Genomic DNA, 22902 nt, shown 5'->3' with positions numbered 1-22902 from the left:
AAAAATCTATGCGTTTATTTTAAACCAACTCCCTTTTTAAAAGCGGCTGTGTCATTGTCGGGATAAGAATTTCAATAGTTGTTCCTTTGTTTACTTCACTATGTATTGATAACTCTCCTTTATGTGATTCAATGATCTTATAACAAGTCATGAGTCCTAAGCCAGTTCCTTTTTCTTTCGTCGTATAAAACGGTTCTCCTAGTGTAGGGATTCGTTCAGGGGGAATTCCCACGCCTTCATCAATCACCTGAATAAGAATGGCACCTTTTTCATTTTCTTTCAGCTTCAGATGTATATTTCCTCCATCCGGCATAGCTTCAATGGCATTTTTAAACAGATTTAAAAATACTTGCTTTAACTGTGCTTCTTCACAACAAATCTGGGGTAAATTCGAGTCAAACTCTGCGAATATTTGCACATTATTTAAGATGGATTGTGTGCTCATTAATGTAATCACATCTTTGATTAACTCATTAAGATCCTTTTCAACAAATATGGAAGCACTTGGTTTTGAAAGAACAAGGAATTCTCCGACTATCGCATTTATGCGATCAAGCTCTGACAGCACAATATTATAATATTCTTCCTGAAGATGATTCGATTTAAACAGCTGAATAAATCCCTTTATTGATGTAAGAGGATTTCGAATTTCATGGGCAATTCCAGCAGCCATTTGCCCTAACAAAGCCAATTTTTCAGATTTTAGAAGAAGCTTTTCTGTTTGATGTTTCTTTTCTGTAATATCCTTACCAATTGTTAGAGTTGCCTCACTTGTTCCATATGAAATACTTATAGAAGTTCCTTCAAAGAAAAATGTTGTTCCGTCTATTCTTATTAATTCATATTCGATATTACTCAATGGAGACTTCTCTCTTTTGCTAATCTTGATTCGTTCCTCAGCACGGGCTTTGTACTTTGGAACAATAAAATCAAGGATAGATTGATCAATTAACTCTTCCTTTGTCCTGGCACCGACCATCTTCACTGTTGCATGGTTTACATAACAAACTTTATTATTCTTATGAATAATAATTGATTCCGGAAAAGTATCGACCAGCTTTTTATAGCTTTCATCCTGCAACTTTGCCTTCTTTGCATAGAACTTTGCAAGATCATACTGTCTTCCTACTAAAAAAGCAATAGAAGTAAAAATAAAAAAATCCACTGTAAAAAATGGTTCCTGTCCCACAACTGTTTGATAGGCTGTAAACAATACCGATATTAACACCAGAATAATTTGTCCTGATCGATTCATCTCGTTATCCTCTTCACCTAGATTTTTCTTTCATCATAGCATATTTGTACTAGAATTATCTCTCATCTGGAAATTTTTCATAAATGCTCTGTAAGAATATCTACCTATTTATCTATCTGGATTGGCAAGTTGAAGTACTTGATAAACACAATAATCTATTTAAAAAATAAGTATAAAGGGATAACCTTTGCAGATTATCCCTTAGAAATCTTCACTTTTTTATTTTACGAGGCCTTTTCTTCTAATTAATCCGATTGCCAATACACCTACACCAATCAAAACTACTCCTACCACAAGCATGTTAAACGCATTTGTTGCTGTTTCAGGCAGTGGCTTGCCTTTTTCATTTGTTTCAGTTTGTTTTTCTGTTTGACCAAGAGAGTTAGCTTCATTATTCTCCGATTCATTTTTATCATTATTCGGTTCTACTACGTTATCAGTATCAACGACTGGCTTAGGCTGGTTTGGAGTTGAGTTCTCTTCTTCAGGAAGAGGATCTACCTCTACCTCTGTTTCCTCTTCATAATCTCTTACTTTAGATAGATAGAAATCATCTAATGTTCCCCATGCTCCTGGGCCTGCTTCAATATTCGCTCCGATTGTTAGTGTGCCATCGGTTACTAAAATCTCCTCGATTTTAGGATTACTCCAATTCACCCAGCCATTTACAGCTGTCTCCTCACTTAAATTCTCACTACTTGTCTTAGCATAGAGATACATATTTGACTCTTCAGCATCGCCCCCCTGTATAAACATAGAGAGGTTGTAATAGCCTGGCTCCAATCCAACAATCGTTTGTTCAACTTTGAAATCAACTGCTTCATCAGAGTAAAAGTGAACAGCATATTCCCCAGACTTTGCATCTGAAGCTTTTTGCTGGTAGGTTACTCGAAGAGAGGATTCATCTTTTTGAATGAACTTCCACATGCTGCGATCCGCATCTTCAAAACTTGGATTTAAAACAAAATTTCTCGGATTGATTTGGAGATTTGCCTCTACTGTTCCTCCACCTTCAACCTCTCCTTTTATTACATACGTGCCAACACCGTTATTGATTGCTTGTGTTAATGCAGTTTGATCCCAAGTAACAGCTGCAGTTCCTTCGGTTCCATCGTTATAGGTAACAGTTACATGATCCGGTAGAGTAATCTCTTCCCCTAAAGCAGCTTGGATTGCAATGTCTTTTATCCCATCTATCTCAAGAGGTGCTTTTGCCCCTGTATTTACGTATTTAAACACATTTAATGATGGTAATGGTTTGCCTTCAAAATCAAATAATGCTTGGTTATCAACCGCACTACCTCCGTACCAGTGACCTGCATCTTCCGGATCATATTCAGCAGCATAGCTCGTAGCCCAGCCGGAACCATCTCTTTCCCATTTCATTTTATTTTGCTCCAGATTTATACCAACAGGAATCCAAGCTGGTTCCCAATAAAAAACACCAATACCCGCTTTTCCAACATTTGCGACTGCTTCAATTACATCTCGTACAGCAGCAGCTTGTCCTTGGACAGTAATTGGATAATTCAATGTTTGCCCCGAATCCTTCGGTGCCGTGTTTGCATGACCGTCTCCATCTTCAGCTGTGTACGTATACGAAGTTTCGGCCACCATTACTTTTTTGCCGTATGTTTCTGCTACATTTTTTAAAACCGATGTTAAATTATCCAACGTCCCATGCCAAAACGGATAATAAGAACTAGCGAATACATCATAATCAACATTGTTTTCATCAAGTGTTTCTGCAATCGTGCTATATCTTCCCGCCGTTTCAGGATTTGTAAAATGTAAAGCTACTAAAATAGTTGAATCCACTTCTCGAATCGCTTTACTACCTTGATTGAACAATTCACTCATGTTTGCCCAATTTGTTTCTCCAACAAACCCACCTGTTGTTTCATTTCCAACTTGAACCATTCCTACATCAATGCCTGCGTCCAATAAGGATTGAAGACTCTCCTTCGTATAGGTATAAACCGCATTCTTTTTATCTTCAAAACTTAAATTCTGCCATGCCTTTGGTGCTTGTTGCTTGGCAGGATCAGCCCAAAAATCAGAGTAATGGAAATCCACTAACAGCTTCATTCCGTTTGCTGTAGCTTTTTTTCCAATTTCAATCGCTTTATCTAAATCATTATTTCCGCCACCATAGCCACGACCTTCAGAGTCATAAGGGTCGTTCCAAATTCTTACGCGGACATAGTTCACACCAGCTTCATTCATCGTTTGAAAAATGTCCTGCTGTTCTCCAGCTTCATTTTTGAACGTCACTCCACTTTCTTCTAATGAAATAAGGCTGGAAACGTCTACGCCTTTAATGAAGTCATCGCTTAATCCATCCACTTTTTCCACAAATATATCCGCTTCGACAGGTTCGCTCGAAACATCCTGTGAGCTAAGTTGGAATTGATCTAAGTACCCCCAAGCATTCTGGGCACCTTTAATCGTAGCGCCGATTGCTACATTCTTTGTTTCCTCTGTTAATTCAAATAAGTATGTAATTGTGTCCCAATTGTTATAGCCTTTCGTTGCAACTGATTCCATCTTTTGTTCTCCTGCGAATAATGTAATATCGGCAGCTTCAGACCCTTCACCACCCATTGCACTAACAGTTAGCTTGTAGCTTCCTGCCGGTAATGAGTCAATTGATTGTTTCACTGTTAATGTTTGATCTCCTGTTGCAGTGTCTTTGATCCAATATTTAAATGCGTATTGTCCTTCTTGACTAGTAATATAGGAATCATCAGAATAAGGAAAATGGATAACCTCAGCTTGCTCCCAATCTATATGATCTACAATCCATGTGTTGCCATCCCAAATATCTGTTTCAAATCCTCCATTTTTTAAAAGATTCGGTTCCTCTGTTGCTGCGACACCTATCTGAAGGGGTAGTGTACTCAAAATCATAATAATGGCTAAAAATATTGATAACAACATTCTTTTTCTTTTCATCAATTTTCATCTCCCTATTAATCTATTAATTAATGGTAAGCGCTTCCTTTAATGTGCTCAACAATGATGAAATTAAGGCATAGAGAAGGACGAGAATGATCAAGTCATTCTCGCTCTCTTTTGTTGTTTCATTTAGTTTCACTTAGATTTTTCCAGGATTCTTACTTCATATACACCCAGAGTCAGATCACCTTTGACTTCTTCACCACTCACCAAGTCCTTAACCTTATAATCAAGACTGATAGGTTGTTTCTCTTCAGTAAAGTTCATTACAAATAGGTAATCACTTTCAGGTGCCTGCCTTACTTGCACAGATACACCTTTACCATGTTTTACTGTATGAACAGGTTTAAGCTGCAGTTCATCTATTAGCTCTTGGTAAAAATCATGATGGAATTGAGAATCTAATCTTCCTCCAATATAGTAGGATGCACCTTCACCAAACTTATGGCTTGTTACAGCAGGTGTCGTTGCATAGAAATCTTCTTCATATGTTCCATCTACTGTTGCTGTATTCACATCAATTACAGTTGCATAATCCTTCAACTCATATGACTGATTACGATATGTGACACGGTTACGATCCTTTGGATATAACGTATCTGTTTCAACAGGCTTCATTCCAAACATTTCTTGTAAATCTTTGTGCCATCCGCCTAAGTACGTGAGATCATACTCATTCACAATACCGCTAATATAGGTCATGACTAATTTGCCGCCATTTTGTACATATGTTTTCAAGCGTGAAATTGTTTCTTCACTTACTAAATAAAGCATTGGGACAATTAACAATTTATAATCAGCAAAATCCTGTTCCTTTGTAATAACATCCACAGGGATATCTTTTTCCCAGAATGAACGATAATGCTGCTGTAATGTTTGTGGATACTGCTTTGTTTTCAAGCCGTATCCTTGCGCATCATTGATGGCCCAATTACTTTCCCAATCGTAAAGGATGGCAACATCTGCCGGTCGATTTGTTCCAACTACATCAGATAGCTTTTCCAGTGTTTGCCCCACCTTAGCAACTTCTTTAAATACACGGTTTTCTGAGCTATTGTCATGATCAACAACAGCACCGTGGAATTTCTCGGATGATCCGCGCGACTTTCTCCATTGGAAATACAATACACTATCAGAACCATGTGAAATCATTTGCATAGAGGAGAGCAAGTGCATTCCTGGTCGTTTTGCTTTATTCACTTCATGCCAGTTAACACCGCTTGGCGTTGATTCCATTAATAAAAACGGTTGTTGCTTTAAGCTTCTGTATAAGTCATTAATGAAACCTACTTTCATTGCTAAATCCGCCGTGCTTTCCCAATCGTTATGCCAAGCGGGATATGCATCCCAGCTGATGACATCTAAATGTTTGGCGAACTTACTATAATCAAGTGACTGGAAAGGAATTAGATCGAATGTATCAGCCATAAAGTTCGTTGTAATTGGAATCTGAGGTGTAAGTTCTCTTAACGGCACAATTTCATTTTTATAAAAATCAATAGTTTGATCTGTTACAAATCGACGCCAATCTAAATTCAAGCCATGTACTGCACTTTCACCAATAGAAGACGGTGATTCAATTTGTGACCAATCGCTGTACGTATGACTCCAGAATGGTCCCCACCATGCATCGTTTAATGTTTTAAGGTCATTGTTATATTTCTCTTTCAGCCAATTGCGAAAAGCACGTTGACATTTGTGACAATGACATTCTCCACCAAATTCATTTGAGATATGCCACATCAACAAGCCAGGATGATTACCGTATCTTTCAGCCAACAAACGATTCATCTGCTGTGTTTTCTCACGGTAAACTTCAGAAGTAAAACAGTGATTATGTCTGCCACCATGAAGCTGTTTCACCCTGCTGCCATTCACACGTAAAACCTCAGGATATTTCTGAGACATCCACGCAGGTCGAGCTCCACTCGGAGTTGCTAAGATGAGACGACCTCCGATACCATGAATGTTTTCGAAAATTTGATCTAACCATTCAAAATTATAAACACCTTCTTCAGGCTCAAGTGCACTCCATGCAAAAATACCGACTGAAAACGTATTTGTATGTGAAAGCTTCATTAATTCTATATCATCTGCCAGAATATCAGGTCTATCTAACCATTGATCAGGATTATAATCCCCTCCATGTAGCATGAAGTTTGCTTTTGTCGTATAAGTTTTTTCAAGCTGTGACATAATACTCTCCTTTTAAAACAAATTTTCTTACCCTTTTGTTCCACCTGCTGTTAAACCTGATACAAAGTTCTTTTGTAAAAGAATAAAGATAATGGCAATTGGGATACTGATTAAAATAGCTCCAGCAGCAAACGTCGTATAGCTTGCACCCATGACATCGTTAACTAAGTTATATAGACCGATCGGTAATGTGTAAGCTTCAGGAGATCTCAAAATTGTAGAAGAAAGAACAAAATCTCCTAAAGGACCAGTGAATCCATTCATTGCAACAACTGCTATCATTGGTCTTGATAATGGCATGATGATTTGCCAGAAGATTCTTGTATTGCTCGCCCCATCGATCATGGCACTTTCATCTAAATCTCTTGGAATCGAATCCATATAGCCTTTCATCAAATACGTATTCATTGGGATTTGCCCACCAATATAAAGAAGGATTAATAACCAATGGCTATTCATCATTCCTAAAATCTGTGCAAGGACAAATAATGCAATTAACGCTGAAAATTGCGGAATCATCTGCAGTAATAGAAATAACGTTAATGCATTTTTTCTTCCTTTAAAACGAAACCGTGAAAAGGCATAAGCAGTAAACGAAACACTTAGAATTGTTCCTATCATTGTAAAGACACTAATTTTCAAGGAATTTAAATACCACTGTCCATATTGCAAGCTTTCTTTTCCTGCAAACAATTCTTTATAGTGATCCAAAGTCGGATTTTTCGGTATGATTGATGTACTAATTAAACTATTACCAGGATTGAAGCTTGCACCAACTGTCCAAAGTAAGGGATAAATGATGATAACCGCCATTAATGCTAAAATTGTGTATGAAATTAGGAGACTGATTGATTTTTTTCTCTTCATGTTTGTCAGCATCACTTAAGCCCCCTCTTTAAATGAATTGGTTCTTCTGAATTGCCATAGCGCGATCGCAATGACAAAGACTGATAAAAGAATTGTTAATGCTGCTGCTAATGAATATTGACTTGACTGCATTGTCAATTTGTAAATCCAAGAAACTAATATATCTGTTCCACCAGCTGTTGATCCAGGAACCGCAGGACCTCCGCCATTAAATAGATAAATAATATTAAAGTTATTAAAGTTAAAAGTATATTGTGTAATGATAATTGGTGCCATAGCGATTAAAATCATTGGCAATGTAATATTTTTAAATTTCGCTAGCATTGATGCTCCATCAATTGTTGCTGCTTCATATAAATCATCAGGGATTGATTGAAGGACACCAGTTGTTACGATAAAAATATAAGGGAAACCCAACCATCCCTGCATTAAGATAAGAGCTACTCTTGACCAGTTTGCATCTGTTAACCATGGAATTGCGTCGATTCCAAATGCAGCAAGAATATCATTATTCACTGCACCAAAGCTATCATTAAATAAACCGGCAAAAATGAGAATTGTCACAAATCCAGGTACGGCCCAAGGCAATACTAAGATTGTTCGGAAGAATCTTTTGAAACGAATGTCTTTTTGATTCACTAATACTGCCAAGAAAATACCTAAGCTTACCTGAAGTGTAGAAGCTACCAACGTCCAAATAATCGTCCAGGATAATACATCAAAGAACGTTGCACGCCAAATATCAACTGTGAAAATTTCAGCAAAGGTTTGTAAGCCTACCCAATCTGCTAGATTAGCAGGTGGAGAGTGATATAAGTCGTAGTTTGTAAATGCTAATGCAAAACTAAAAAGAATAGGGAAAATAACCGCAAAGATTAAGATAAACAGAGATGGACCACTAATCACATAAGGATATCCTTGTGAAATCAGATTATGGTACTGCTCTTTTAAAGAACTTAACTCTTTGTTTTCATCACGTAATTTACCATTTTTAAATGCGTCACGTAAGTTAAGATAATAAACAGCTAGACCAAAGCATGTAACAATCAATGCAATTATCCCTTCTGCCAAAAGAAACACAGAGTTATCACGCGGTACCTCTGTACCTAAAGTAAATATGCCCCAAAATCCCATATTCAGCAAATCACCGAATACAACAAAGAATGATACCCCAAGAATAAGGAACATAAGACCTTTTATCCACTGCTTATTATAGAATTGGCCAAGGCCCGGAATGATTGATAATAGTAAGGCTATTCTACGATGTTGCACTATTTTCACCTCTTTATAAGACCGGACATCAATTGATCTCACCAATCTCTGTCCTTATAGTAAATGGTGTCAAACATAAGCTCGTTTGACACCATTATTCATTTCTACTTATTTACCGCCATGCTTGGCTTGAATTTGCCCTTGAATCGTTTCAACAGCTTGATCTAATGCCTCTTTTGGTTGTGCTTTACCTGTTGCTATTGTTTGTAATGCTGCATCTGCAGGTGTCCAAACTTCATTCATTTCAGGGATGTTTGGTGTTAATTCTGCAAATTGAGATTGTTCTGCTACAGCACGTGCTGCTTCACTTTCCGCTACAACTGGATCATCTGCTAAAGCTTGTACAGCCGGAACTTCTTTTGTTACTTCAAAGCGAGTTTTTGAGTTTTCTTCGTTTGTAAGAAACTCTACAAATTCTTCAGCTAGCTCTGCATTTTGTGAATAGCTGCTCACATTGTAGCTTTTCACTCCAACAAATGAACTCATGTTTTCACCATTTGCTAACTCTGGTAATTTGGCTACTCCAAAGTTAACCCCAGCTTTTGTGAATGGATCAATATTCCAAGGACCTGAGATAATCGCAGCTGCTTTACCTTCTGTAAATAATGACTCTAATACGTTAATTCCTTGCTCACCAATAATACCTGCCGGGAATAGACCTTCTTGATAGAACTTTTGAATATATTGAGCTCCTTCGACAGAACCTTCATTATTCAAGCCAAGATCCGAACCATTAAATGAACCGTTTTCATCAGTACCAAAGATGTATCCGCCATATCCGCTCATAACGCTTTGTGCATAATAAATCTGATCGAATAATGCCAGGAATCCATATTTTTCTCCATCTGTCATTTCTTTAGATAGCTCATACCACTCATCTAAAGTTGTTGGTAATTCTTCATCTGAGACAAGATCTTTATTGTAATAAAGCATTGTTGTTTCTACTGCTTTTGGTAATCCATAAACCTTGTTATCAACTTTTTGTGATTGCATCGCAACCTCTGTATAAATTGATTGAACATCTTCAGGAACGTCCAATTCTTTAATAAGACCTTCTGTTACTGCTGTACCAATTTGATCACCAGGCATTGTTAAAACATCCGGACCTGTGCCTGCTGGACCATCTAAACGTAGGTCTTCGATTTGTTGAGCATATGCTTTTTCAACAACTTTTACTGTTACATCATGTTCTTCTTCGAACTTCGCAACAGCATCTTCAATTCCAGCCGCTTTCTCAATATCCTCCCAAACTAGTAAATCATACTCTTTATTTGTATTGGCTTCTTTCGGGGTTGAACCTTCTTGACTACTTTCCTGAGGTCCACAAGCAACAAGAGCCAAACTTAGTGCGATTGTACTAAAAATACCAGCATATTTTTTATAACTTTTCATTGAAAATCATCCTTTCAAGTAAGTTTGAATTACATAGGTGAAAGCGTTTCACAAACTTAATATATCACCGTTAAGGAAATATGTAAATAAATATTTTACTTTTAATAAGTAAAATATTTTACGAAAATAAATAAAAAGGCAATCCCATCTAGTAGATTGCCTTTTAAACTTCTTCTTATTAGTTTGTACTTTTTCTAATGATTAACTCTGCTCCAATGTACAATGTTTTCACAATCTTTCGTTTCTCCAGCACTCTTTCCAAAAGAAACTCAATGGCATTTTCGCATATTTCCTTCATATCAATATCAAATGTCGTTAAAGGTGGAGATAAATATTTCGAAACACTAATATTATTAATACTTACAACACTCACACGATTCGGAATTGCAATCCCACGTTCATTCAATGCTTGCAAACAACCAACAGCAATCGGATCACCTGCAACAAAAAACGCTGTAGGCAACCGGTCTTCAAGTTTCTCAATAGCTTGGCTCATTAGATTATACCCATTTTCAACTGAGAAGCCCCGATGACAAAAGATAAAGCGATCCTCAAGCATTCCTTTTTCAGTCATATACTGGCGAAATGTTTTTTCACGTATATCCATCTCATCTTGATCTGTGTTAGGATTATGATAGGTACCACCTACAAATCCAATTTTTTCATGACCTTTCTCAATTAAGAAATCAACTGTTCTCATCGTGATTTGAGCTAGATCAGGTCTCACAGAATCATAGTGATTTGGATCAGGTGTCGTATCCATAAACACTCCATTTGGAGTAAGCTCTCGTAAGTAGGCTAGCTCTTTCTCAGAAAATGTTCCAACAGCCAAAAAGCCTTCTATGTGATTAGGAATCGCTTTGATTCCATCTGTGATTTTGTAAGTTGTTAGCTCAATATTTTGTTTTTTCGCATACTTTTCTATTTCCAGCCTCATTGATTTAAAATATACATCTTCAAGTTCTTCTTTATCTGTTAACCAGTATAAAAAAGCAATATTTTTCACTAACGGTCTTACTGTTTTTTTGCGATAATTTAATTTTTCCGCTGCATCATAAATCTTTTCTCGCGTTTCATCCGGCACAGATAGGCTTTGATCGTTATTTAACACTCGGGAAACTGTAGAAATGGAAAACCCCGATTCTTCTGCAATATCTTTTATTTTCGCCATTCTAACCACCCCTTTCATTTCAAAGCAAAATAGATTTCACATTCCTTTAGTAAAATATTTTACTTAATTTTTACCTATTTTCCTTAAAAAGTCAAGGGGCTTTATCTTCTTATTTTTGTTTTATTATTAAAATATCATTAGTTTGACTCAAACAAGATCTCTTTAAATGATAGCGCTCTACTTTTACTCCATCTTTTTTAATCTTTTACATTAAGAATATAACAGGTCAGATAAAAAAGCAGGTTTATATCGTTTTTGGGGAAGGGCCAGTAAAACCTACTTGCCCTGTACTATTTATTCTGAAAAATGCTTATGTAGATAATGATAAACCCCATCTTCATCACATGTGAAATCAGTAACATCACGAACCATCTCTTTTATCCGATCTGGTGCATTTTTCATTGCTACCGGATAGCCAACAGATTGTAGCATATGGATATCATTATCACTATCACCAATAGCCATTACTTCATCCATCGTAAAGTTAAAAGATTTTAATATCTGTTGAATACCAGTTGCTTTATTCACATTCGCAACCATTACTTCTACATTATGCTCCGAAGATACAGACATCGTAAAATCTATTTCTCCCTTTAATCGTTCAAGCTCTTCTTTCCAGTGATGAATATGTTCCTTTGTTCTGGCAAAAAAATAAAACTTCGAAAACCTGCTTCCTGTAATTTGGGTTTGCCAGGATATCTCTTCCGCTATTGCCTTCTTACGGGAAATCCATTCATTCAATCCGACACTATCAGGCTTTGGTTCCCGAATTTCATTCATTATATACTCTTGATCCTGCAGTAATGTAATCCTGGCTGCCCGATAAGGAAAAAGTTCATAGTAGACCTTATTTTCCCTAGCTCTTTGAATGACAGTTTCTACTAATTCCTGTGAAAGTGAATGTTCAAAAACGATGTTTTCTCCTATGTAGCCTGCCATTCCATTTGAGGATACAACCCCATCTACCTGAAATCCTTCAGGAACTATTTCTCCTATTTCATCATATGATCTTCCGGTTGCAATAAAAACGTATATACCTCGCGCTCGCAACTCATCAATTATTTCTTTAGTTAAAATACTCACTTCATTGTGGTGGTTTAAAATTGTTCCATCCATATCTAAAAAGATGGCTTTCGGTCTCATTTTCAAAAAAATTCCTCCTAATAAAAGAGTCTACTAAACCAGTATATCGTTTTTAAAAAAGAAGACAATATATGTTAAAAACCCCTTAAATCTCCTGAAAACCAGGAAATTAAGGGCTTCATAACACATTATTTCAATTCTAATAATGCTACACATTCCACATGAACAGTATGCGGGAATAAATCAACCGGCTGAACCATTTTTAATTCATAACCGAATGGTTCAAGTTCTTTAATATCTGTAGCAAATGTATCAGGATTACATGATACATACACAATTCGTTCTGGCTTTGAGCGTCCAATTCTTCTCATAACTTTACCGCCGGCACCTGAACGCGGCGGATCTAGAAGAAGTAGTTCAGGATGTCCAAAGGTCTCTAACACCTGATCAATTCCTTTTCGTGCATCTTTCGCTAAAAAGTCTGTATTCGAAATGTCATTGTCTTCTGCATTTCGTTTAGCTGATTCAATTGATGTTTCAACAATTTCAATTCCAACAAGCTTCCCTACTTTATTTGCAAAAGGAAGAGAGAATGTTCCGACACCACAAAATAGATCTATCATTTTTTCTGTTTTCTGTGGTTTACCCATTTCGATCGCTAAATCAACTAATTTTTGAGCTTGAGTAGGATTTGTTTGAAAAAATGTATCAAACCAAAGACGGAATTTGTATCCATCCATTTCATCATGGATAAAATCCCGGCCAGCTAAGATATGACTCTGTTCCGCTTGGGTACGATCAGCCCAATTTGTATTTTCAAGCCACAATAAGCTTTTTACATGTGGGAACTTTTGTTCAATGCGGTTTACTAAATCACGAACTGCTTCTTGATGCTCAACCGGTGACTCTGTTGCAAAAACAGCTAGCATCATTTCACCTGTTGCAAAAGATTGTCTAACCATCAAATGGCGAAGCAGGCCTTCATGAAGGTCCTTATTATATCCCTTCAGTTGATGAATTCTTACCCAGTCTGCTACTTCCATTGCTGCCTCTACCATTTCTTTTCCTGCAATTAAGCATGTTTCAAGGGAGATAATTTTTCGGAAGTTTCCTTGTTCATGCAAACCAAGAGCACCTTCGGGAGAAAATGTGAACTCCATTTTGTTGCGATAGCGCCAAGGCTCGTCCATTCCCATCGTCTCTTTAACTAATTCCGGATCAAATCCTTGGACCTGGATTGCATGCTGAACATGCTTTGTTTTCTCTCTTAGTTGAGCCGAATAGCTCCAATGCTGCCATACACACCCTCCACATTTATCAAAATGTGGACACGGTGGTGCTGTTCGATCCTGATGTGCCTCTACAATCTCATCCGGCATCGCTTTTCTTCTTTTTCTTTCAGGTTGATCAACTGTTACACGTACTTTCTCTCCTGGAAGAGTCATTGGAATAGTCAGCTTTAATTTCTTTGGATTACCTAATTCATTTTTCCGCCAAACCTCTGCTCTACCTGAGCCCTTGTCATCTAGATGGCTAATTTCAGCCACCATTATTTCCCCTTTAGTAATGGTCAATTGTAATCCTCCTTATTTCTTTTCATCTATAAAAATAGCGAAATCGCCATTTACCTTCATAAATACATACTTACCTAGTATAAAGGACTCTCACCGAATATGGAATCTATTCATCTCTAGAATAATTTAACAAGAAAAAATGCTACCTTGTAGTAAAGAGTAGCATTTTTTATTATACTTCGTATGTCACGTTCCACAGTATGTTCGATACGTACCATCTGGATTTGCAGGAACAGAACAATATTTAGACTGATGGGGTGAATGGGCATAAGGATTTGATAAAGCTTCAAGCAGCTGATCCATCACCTGATAGTCATCCTTCTCAACAGCAGCTTCCAACGCTTCTTCCACCCGGTGATTTCTAGGGATAACCGCTGGATTACTGCGTTTCATCAACTCTACTGATTCTGTCTTTGATTCCTTCTGTCTACCTTGCCTTTCCTTCCACTGATCATACCACTTTTTGAATTCTTCTTTATCCGCTAAAGCAATCTCATCCGTATTATCAAATGTCAACGCTCTAAACGTGTTTGTATAATCTGCACGGTATTTCTCCATTATATTTAACAAATTTTCTACAAGAGCAAGATCTTCTGCCTCTTCATTATAAATCCCTAATTTAGATCTCATTCCATTAAGCCAGTAAGAGTCATACAAATCAAGGAACCCGGAAATAACATCTTGGGCAATCTTGACAGCTTCTTCTATATCATCATGTAAAAGAGGCAATAATGTTTCAGCAAAACGGGCGAGATTCCAACCGGCAATATTCGGTTGGTTACCATATGCATAGCGACCTTGTACATCAATAGAACTGAACACTGTCGCAGGATCATATGTATCCATAAATGCACATGGCCCATAATCGATCGTTTCCCCACTAATTGTCATGTTATCCGTGTTCATTACTCCGTGGATAAATCCAACCAGCTGCCATTTTGATATAAGCAATGCTTGTCGGTTTACCACAGCCTTCAAAAAGGAAAGATAGCGATTCTCCTCTGATGGTAAATCTGAATAATGTCGGTCAATAGTATAATCAGCTAACTCTCTTAATTCCTCTTCTGTTCCCCATTGAGCTGCAAATTGAAATGTCCCCACACGTATATGACTGGCTGCTGTACGTGTCAAAATAGCTCCAGGCAGTTTTGTTTCCCGTAAAATGGATTCCCCTGTTGTAACAACAGCCAAACTTCGGGTTGTCGGAATCCCAAGTCCATGCATAGCTTCACTAATGATATATTCGCGAAGCATCGGACCAAGAGCCGCTCGGCCATCTCCTCCACGCGAGTAAGGTGTTCGCCCTGATCCTTTTAATTGAATATCAATCCGTTCATGCTCTGAATTGAGCTGTTCACCTAGCAGGACAGCACGACCGTCCCCTAACATATTAAAATGTCCAAATTGATGACCAGCATATGCTTGTGCTAGAGGTGTTGCTCCTTCAGGAATTCGGTTACCCGCAAAAACAGCTAGACTTTCCTCACTTTTCAGTTCCTGAACATTTAACCCAAGAGATTCAGCTAATGACTCATTAAGCTTTATAAGTCCTGGTGAGTTTACAGGAGTTGGGTTTTGTTGACTATACATTTTTTTAGGAAGACGAGAATAGCTATTATCTAAATTCCATCCGGCTTCTTCTACTTTTCCATTTGTCATTTGGATGGATCTCCTTTTCCATTTGTTTTTTATCCAAACTCGTTCACTTTAGTCTTTCTTTTGATCTTTCTATTATACCAATCAATCGAACAGTTTCTAACTCTAACGGTCTCTGCTTACAAAATAAGATAGTAAATGCTTTAAAAAGGGAATGTGACGAGGCATCTCCTGCAGTGCATCCATAGCTAAACAGTAATGTTCCCACATTTCTTTTTTTGCATCTCCAACACCTAAAACAGAAACAAATGTTGAACTATCATTTTCCGTATCTATGCCCGCTAACTTTCCTAGTTGTTTGGATTCACCCTCAAAATCAAGTAAATCATCTTTAATTTGAAATGCAATGCCTGCATGATACGCAAACGTTTTTAAGTCATCCATCTCCTTTTCATCTGCATGAGCAAGGATGGCCGGCATAATCAGGCAAGCCTCGAAAGCAAGACCTGTTTTATAAAAGCACATTTCATTTAATTGCTCTAACGTCAGCTTCTTTCCTTTTGACTCTAGATCCAACGCCTGTCCTTTACACATATCTGCTGTCATTTGAGCTGAGTATTGGATTAATTTGAGGACTGTCACCGGATTGAACCTGTCTAAAGATGCTTGTTCCTTCACTGCTTTTTGAGTAAGAAAAAGTCCCGTTAGCTCTGCTGTAGCAGTTGAATACACCTGATGAAGAGTAGGACGCCCCCGACGAATTGGAGCATTATCCTGAGTTGGGAGATCATCGAAAATGAGAGAAGCCGTGTGCATATATTCCAAGGACTTTAATAACGGCTTAATGGCCGACATATCCAATCCATAGACATCCACTCCAATTACCCATGTCATAATGGGTCTTAATCGTTTCCCATCCCCTTTTAAACTATAATTCGCTGCCTCAACAATAGAATTCTCGCGGATTGGCGTAGAAGTTTCATAAGGAAGATGTAATATTGGATTTATCAGGTTTCTGACTTCACGAATGGTCTCGATGAATTTATCTTGCTCTACCCGGTCATTCTTAATGATTGTAATAATATGATCTCTAAGCAACTTATCAAAAAAGTCTACATCAGTCGCTTTTTCTACTAATTGCTGAATCATACAATTGAATTCAGGGAAACCGGAAGTAAAAATATTCATTACCTCGTTGTATTTTTTCACTCCAATTCGCTGCTTAAACCTTTTCAGACCATTTATCGCCCGATCAAGCATGACTTCACATGTCATTGGATCAGAATCGTAAATATGATGAAGCAAATGAGAGATTACAGTCCAATACAATTCAAATGGATTAATAAGATCTTCCCGTTTATCATGATAAGTTAAATAGTATGTGTATGGGGTAACCGCACCAGCCTTCAAGTCATCAAACATATCTGCAAAGTCATCTGCCAATTGATTATAAATGCCATAATAGAAGGTTCGACTTTCAAATCCTTCATCTTCTGGCGTGTTCAATACAGACCGAACGATTAGACGAGATGAAGCAGATTTTAATATAACCGGGATAAACAATTCTTCATTCGTATAACTTTCATTGTCAAGATCCTTCAAACGATCCTCTTCCTGAGATTGAAAAAACACATATGACTGTTCCAAGAAGGAGGCCATTTTTTCCGGACTCTGATAGGTCTTTATATAATCAAATGCCTGCTGAAGTTCAGAGTAGATAAATGTCATTAATTCATGATTGTCACCTGTCCACTCTTCTAAGTCAGGAACTGAGCCTGTAACAAGAGTTGTCCGAATTAGCTTCGTATACTGGCTTTTCTCATATTCTGATAAAACCTTGGAATCCAAAAGGTCATCAATGAAAGGGTAGGTTAGACCATAAGCATACCCTAGCCGAATTGCCTCTTTAAGCTTTTTAGACCGATTCTCTGGCAATAGGTCTGCCTCCATCTCCTCAATAGCATGCATAACTACACCGGCAATGATTTTAATTAATTTCCGCTGAGCATGTGTCGCATCCATTCCCTCAGGAATATGCGAAGATACACCTTTTAGCTTATTGATTAGCCAAATGAAGGTTAATTCAATCCCTTCCTTCTTAGCCCACCTGTATAATGAAGCCATATTAAACGAATCATCCAGTGAGTCAGAAGTCTGTGTAAGATGAGATTTTAATGATTGAACAACATGCTGAATCCTGGACTTTGTCTTTGGATCATACAATGCCTTTCCCAGATCCCTCATATAAATATAGGAAACACTTCTTTCCAGATACGGATCAAGCTTTCCTTTCTTCTCCATCCATTGAATATACCTGCGATAATCACGTGAATCATTATTTTCGTCTCCACGATAAAAAAAAGACAATAACCTATTTGGACCTAAATGATGTTGTTTCCACGACTTAAAATCCTCTGTTAGCGATGCTACATATGTCTTCTTCACAACCTGATTATATAATGATAAAAAATAACGAGATGCTTGCTGTTCAGCTAATAAATAACCTTCATCTGCATTTTTACTTAACACTTTATTCATAGTGAACATTCCTCTACTTCTTTATTGCTAAAGCACGAAACACTTGATACTTCAAAAAATTATACCAGAGTATAGTGAAATATAAGCGAAAACTGATCTAGTTATTCTCATTTATTGATAACTTTCTAGATAAAAGTTCATGTAAAGTTTTTACCACTGACACGCCCTGCGCAGAAGTTTTACTTATCTACCTCCAACAAACATTTGTTTAACTTTTATTATAAAATTCATCTTTACAAAAACAGTCTTACAAAAAAATATATATAAAAAGCACATCAAAATTATGATGCGCCTTTTCCATACAATGTTTTTATTCTTTTAAGCTTTAAATTTTCCGACCATTACTTGTAATTCTTCAGCAATTGATGCTAATGAATCAGCGGAAGAAGAAATTTCCTCCATTGAAGCTAATTGCTCTTCTGTCGTCGCTGATACATTCTGAGTTCCTGCTGTTACAGTCTCTGTTACATTTTGAATGAAATCGAATGCACTAACTATTTTATGTGTTCCTGCTTCGACTTCCTGCATTGCCTTTTTAACCAATTGAATTTTTCCATTTACATTGTTTATGGAAGCATCAATCTCCCCAAACGTATTTCCTGCGAAGTGGACAACTTCAATGCCTTGTGAAACTTCATTAGAAGTAGATTCCATCGAGGCAACTGCTTCATGAGTTTCATGTTGGATTTTCTCAATAAGATTCCTAATCTGCATGGCAGAATTTGAAGATTCCTCTGCCAATTTACGAACTTCATCTGCAACGACAGCAAATCCTCTTCCATGCTCTCCTGCACGAGCGGCTTCAATTGCTGCATTGAGTGCTAATAGATTTGTTTGATCCGCAATCATTGTAATAGAATTAATAATGTCTCCTATTTCATTTGAACGTTCCCCAAGACCATGTATTGTTTTAGATAACACATTAAATTTAGAATGGATTGATTCCATTTGATTAATTGTTTTCGAAATGGCTTCTTTTCCATCAACAGCCTTTTTACTCGTTTCATTCACAACAGCCGATACTTGTTCAGTATTTTGTGTTGCCTGTTCAACACCATTTGACAGCTCTGTTACCACAGTGGCCGTTTCAGACACCTCATGTAATTGTTTCTCAGTACTGACGGAAATTTCCTCCATCGTCACTACAACCGTTTCTGTTCCTTTTAATGTTTCCTGTGAATTAGCATGAAGCTGTTCAGCGGCAGCAGCTACTTCTCCACCTGAAGTCGAGATTCGCAGTACAACATCTTGAATACTTTCCAGCATTGTATTGAAAGATTTATTTAATTGACTAATTTCATCACGAGCCTCATATGATCCACGTACAGTTAAGTCTCCTGTTTCAGCTTCTTTCATGACTGATTGTAACTGTCTGATCGGCTTAACAAGGCTTCTGCTTATCATTATAATTAAAAGAATAGATAAAATTAGTGCAATCGCAACGATACTAAGCGTAACACCTTTAGCAAGCTTTGTATCCTGCTGATTTTCCTGATTTAGTTCTTTTGCCCGATCAGAATTTTCCTTTGATAATTCCCTAGCATAATTAACAAATTCTTCCCTATCAACAGCTACCTTAGTTACATACAAATTATATGCTTCATCATTTTTATTTTGTGAAGCTAATTCTCCTACTTCTAAAACGCCTTTCAAATACGTTTCAAAAAGTTTCTCTGTTTCTAATGCTTCTTCATGTAATTCAGTAATATCCTGAGATACATCTTTAAACTGCTGTATATTTGTTTTTGCCATATCTACTCGTTCAGTTATTAAGTTCGAAAGTTCTTCATTTCTAGTCCGATCCGTTGTTAACATATATTCTAACGTATAAGAATCAATCGCCCGGTTATCTGTTCGAATATTTCCGATTGTTTGCACAACCAATAAATTAGCTCCATACATGACCTCTGATTTCTTCGCCATATCCTGCATAGAATAATATGAAACTGTACTAACAGCCAGGATAAGTATGACTAAACTAACACCTAGAATTCCTAGCTTTTGATTAATATTGAATTTCCTTAACAAGTTAATTCCCCCTACTAAATAACAGATCTTATTACCTACTATATCGACAGCTATCTACATAAGCTTTATAAGTATATGAAACTTTTCAATTAACAAAAAAAGGCATATTTCAAAACATGAATCATTAATTTACAGAATATCAACTCAATCTTCTATTTTTCTCAAAATTCCAAAACAATTTTTCCCATTCATTCACAATCGACATAATTCGTGGTAAACTAACATCTATGTATGATTATACGTATTAATGTATCAACGCAATGAAGCACTTCTAAGACTTCAACATAGAATCGGAGGAACACAAAAATGAAGAGTTTATTACACAAATGGAACCAACTCAGCTTGGTAACTCGAATTGTTGTGGGGATTATCATCGGTGTTATCCTTGCTTTATCAGTTCCTGAAGGAGCAAAATGGGTTACTATCTTTGGTTCTTTATTTGTAGGTGCACTTAAAGCCGTTGCACCAGTATTGGTTTTATTTTTGGTCATGCACGCCATCTCTAAGCATAAAAGCGGACAGCAGACAAACATGAAATCTATTATTATACTTTATGGAATTAGTACGTTCCTTGCAGGACTTGTCGCAGTAGTTGCAAGCTTTATCTTCCCTGTAACCTTAACACTAAAGACAGGAGCAGAAGGCTTTGAACCACCTAGCGGCATTACCGAAGTACTTCAAACATTGCTCTTTAACATTGTCGACAATCCTGTTAATGCACTAATAAGTTCTAACTATATCGGTATTCTGGCTTGGGCTGTTCTTCTCGGAATTGCCTTAAGAAATGCACCTGATTCTACGAAAGATATGCTTGCCAGTTTTTCAGATGCCATCTCTCAACTTGTTAAATGGATCATTAATTTAGCTCCGCTTGGTATTATGGGACTAGTATTTGAAGCTCTTGTCACAAATGGACTGTCAGCATTGCTTGATTACGGAAAATTATTATTAGTTTTACTTGGCTGTATGTTCTTTATTGCACTTGTAGTAAATCCTATTATCGTATTCATTAACATTCGCAAAAATCCATATCCACTTGTCTTTAAATGTTTAAAAGAAAGTGGAATTACCGCATTCTTCACACGTAGTTCAGCAGCAAACATACCGGTTAATATGAATCTATGTGAAAAACTCGGTTTAGATAAAGATACGTATTCTGTCTCAATTCCATTAGGAGCAACAATTAATATGGCTGGTGCAGCCGTGACAATTTCAGTCTTAACACTTGCTGCTGTAAATACTCTTGGTATTGAAGTTGATATGGGAACAGCACTAATCCTTAGCATTTTATCAGCTATCTCTGCTTGTGGTGCTTCAGGTGTTGCCGGAGGATCACTCTTACTCATTCCTTTAGCATCAAGCTTATTCGGAATTTCAAACGACGTCGCCATGCAAGTTGTAGCTATAGGCTTCATAATCGGTGTTTTACAAGACTCATGTGAAACAGCCCTTAACTCCTCATCAGACGTCCTTTACACAGCAACTGCAGAATACGCTAAAAAGCGCAAAGAAGGAAAATGGTACGGAGGTTCATTGTCCCCAAAATAAGCAATTTAGACTTAATCACATAAGAAAAGTGCAATCGCCTTGATCAGCCTAGGGCAAATAAGCCGAATTAGAATAGAAGGCGTTCTTTGCCTTCAACTCTAAATCGGCTTATGACCTCGAGCGACGTCAATCTCTACGACTGCACTTACACGTCCTGTACTTCTAGGCTGGAGCTGGACACTAAAACTAAGTGCAAATTTATATGCTTTCTTATCTTAAAAAGAACTATAAAAGTATTATTGCTAAACTAAAAACCCCCTTCACTGAATTATAAATTTGTGAAGGGGGTTTTTTCTATTAAACTACTTAACGTTCCCACTGTCAGTAAGTGAAATTGCAGCAATGATCCCCCTTGCAAACCATTCTCGAATCCAAAAGGAAAGTGGATAATTATTCAAGAAATAATAAGGCATCTTTTCATTTACCTAACACATCTTTTAGAAAATTCAATCTCTGTGCTGCATTCCCTTTAACAATAATATCAACGCCACTATCTATGTTTTTTTCAACCTTTTCACCTTTTATAGCTTTCGCTGCAGCTTCAACACTTAAATACCCCATATCATAGGGATTTTGAGAAACGGAACCTGATAACGTTCCATCTTCTATTAACTCTAGCATATCAGTTATTCCATCCGCTCCAGTTACAGGAATACTAAGTCCATGTTTTTTTAGAACCTCTTGTACATGTAAGGCTACTGTGTCAGTAACAGCCATCACCCCTTTAAGGTCAGGATGCTCTTGTAACAATTCCTCCATGCCCTTTTTTACAAGTTTTTCTTCATTATCATAATCACTTACATTTATTGTGGTCACAACATCAATTCCTGCTTCTTTTAAGCTATTTTCAGCCCCTTCTATTCGCTCACTTATTAATCTTACTCCGACATCTCCCCCAAACAAAGCTACTTTATCTCCCGGTTGTAACTGGGAAGCTAATAATTGGCCCGCTCTTTTCCCAAGCTCCATATTATCAGTACCAATATAAGAAGTCTTTTTCTCCCAAGGATCATCAGTGTCTACTAACAAAGTTGGCACTCCTTTTTCAACAAACCTATTTAAAATCGGAATGACTCTATCTGGTACAATAGGAGAAACAATTAATACATCTGGATTTTCCTTTACCTTTCTTTCCAATAATAAGAGCTGTTCTTCTGTCGTTCCATTTTTAGGCGCAATAACTTCACCCTCTATTCCAAAGTCTCGAAAGGCCCTTTCACTTCCTGCTTTAATAATCTTCCAATATTCAGAGTTTACTTCTTTTAGAACCACTACAACCTTCGGCTTCTCATCTGCAAATGATTTAGAAATGATACCTACAGTCCCGATAATAATGAAACTTACAATGATGAGATAAATTTTTCTTTTTTGATTCAAAGATCTCCACCCTCCTCACTCTTAAATATATTGAAGATAACCTCTAT

14 protein-coding genes are annotated in these 22902 nt (G+C 37.1%); 1 reads left to right on the top strand and 13 read right to left on the bottom strand.

Annotated features, from left to right (window positions below):
* Positions 1-19 precede the first annotated feature (19 nt).
* The 12 genes from HWV59_RS03505 to HWV59_RS03450 all read right to left on the bottom strand — a co-directional run bounded on the left by HWV59_RS03505 (position 20) and on the right by HWV59_RS03450 (position 19930).
* The gene (locus HWV59_RS03505) at positions 20-1255 is read right to left on the bottom strand and encodes an ATP-binding protein (protein WP_102231013.1); all 1236 of its coding nucleotides are present in this window, start codon (positions 1253-1255) and stop codon (positions 20-22) included.
* A 219-nt stretch (positions 1256-1474) separates the two neighbouring features.
* Positions 1475-4210, bottom strand: a complete 2736-nt coding sequence (locus HWV59_RS03500; RefSeq protein ID WP_175638074.1) for a glycosyl hydrolase 53 family protein — start codon at positions 4208-4210, stop codon at positions 1475-1477.
* A 138-nt stretch (positions 4211-4348) separates the two neighbouring features.
* Positions 4349-6412: a beta-galactosidase gene (locus HWV59_RS03495; RefSeq protein ID WP_102231015.1), complete on the bottom strand. Its 2064-nt coding sequence runs from the start codon at positions 6410-6412 to the stop codon at positions 4349-4351.
* Between the two features lie 24 nt (positions 6413-6436).
* Positions 6437-7288 (bottom strand): sugar ABC transporter permease, encoded by an 852-nt coding sequence (locus HWV59_RS03490; protein ID WP_102231016.1) that lies wholly within the window; start codon positions 7286-7288, stop codon positions 6437-6439.
* A gap of 3 nt (positions 7289-7291) precedes the next feature.
* Positions 7292-8548 carry a sugar ABC transporter permease gene (locus HWV59_RS03485; protein WP_102231017.1) on the bottom strand — a complete coding sequence of 419 codons (1257 nt, stop codon included), beginning with the start codon at positions 8546-8548 and terminating at the stop codon, positions 7292-7294.
* Between the two features lie 108 nt (positions 8549-8656).
* The gene (locus HWV59_RS03480) at positions 8657-9940 is read right to left on the bottom strand and encodes a sugar ABC transporter substrate-binding protein (RefSeq protein ID WP_102231018.1); all 1284 of its coding nucleotides are present in this window, start codon (positions 9938-9940) and stop codon (positions 8657-8659) included.
* A gap of 178 nt (positions 9941-10118) precedes the next feature.
* Positions 10119-11111, bottom strand: a complete 993-nt coding sequence (locus tag HWV59_RS03475; protein WP_102231019.1) for a LacI family DNA-binding transcriptional regulator — start codon at positions 11109-11111, stop codon at positions 10119-10121.
* A 294-nt stretch (positions 11112-11405) separates the two neighbouring features.
* Positions 11406-12260, bottom strand: coding sequence for an HAD family hydrolase (locus tag HWV59_RS03470; RefSeq protein ID WP_175638073.1), 855 nt, complete (start codon positions 12258-12260; stop codon positions 11406-11408).
* A 122-nt stretch (positions 12261-12382) separates the two neighbouring features.
* Entirely contained in the window at positions 12383-13768 is a 1386-nt protein-coding gene (gene rlmD / locus HWV59_RS03465; protein WP_175638072.1) for a 23S rRNA (uracil(1939)-C(5))-methyltransferase RlmD, read from the bottom strand.
* 186 nt (positions 13769-13954) lie between these two features.
* Entirely contained in the window at positions 13955-15427 is a 1473-nt protein-coding gene (locus HWV59_RS03460; RefSeq protein ID WP_175638071.1) for a protein adenylyltransferase SelO, read from the bottom strand.
* 102 nt (positions 15428-15529) lie between these two features.
* The gene (locus HWV59_RS03455; protein WP_407941531.1) at positions 15530-17902 is read right to left on the bottom strand and encodes a polyprenyl synthetase family protein; all 2373 of its coding nucleotides are present in this window, start codon (positions 17900-17902) and stop codon (positions 15530-15532) included.
* Positions 17903-18220: 318 nt separating this feature from the next.
* Positions 18221-19930, bottom strand: a complete 1710-nt coding sequence (locus HWV59_RS03450) for a methyl-accepting chemotaxis protein (protein WP_175638069.1) — start codon at positions 19928-19930, stop codon at positions 18221-18223.
* Between the two features lie 306 nt (positions 19931-20236).
* On the opposite strand from HWV59_RS03450, the gene sstT reads away from it, so the two are divergent.
* Positions 20237-21478 (top strand): serine/threonine transporter SstT, encoded by a 1242-nt coding sequence (gene sstT / locus HWV59_RS03445; protein ID WP_175638068.1) that lies wholly within the window; start codon positions 20237-20239, stop codon positions 21476-21478.
* 417 nt (positions 21479-21895) lie between these two features.
* Here the strand turns inward: sstT and HWV59_RS03440 are convergent, their stop codons facing one another.
* Complete coding sequence (locus HWV59_RS03440; protein ID WP_175638067.1) at positions 21896-22855, bottom strand: sugar ABC transporter substrate-binding protein; 960 nt, start codon at positions 22853-22855, stop codon at positions 21896-21898.
* Between the last annotated feature and the right edge of the window lie 47 nt (positions 22856-22902).

Origin of the sequence: Metabacillus schmidteae, from assembly GCF_903166545.1 — a bacterium.
GTDB classification, from domain to species: Bacteria; Bacillota; Bacilli; order Bacillales; family Bacillaceae; genus Metabacillus; species Metabacillus schmidteae.
Note: the sequence above shows the minus strand (reverse complement) of the source record. Positions and strands in the feature narration are given on the sequence as shown.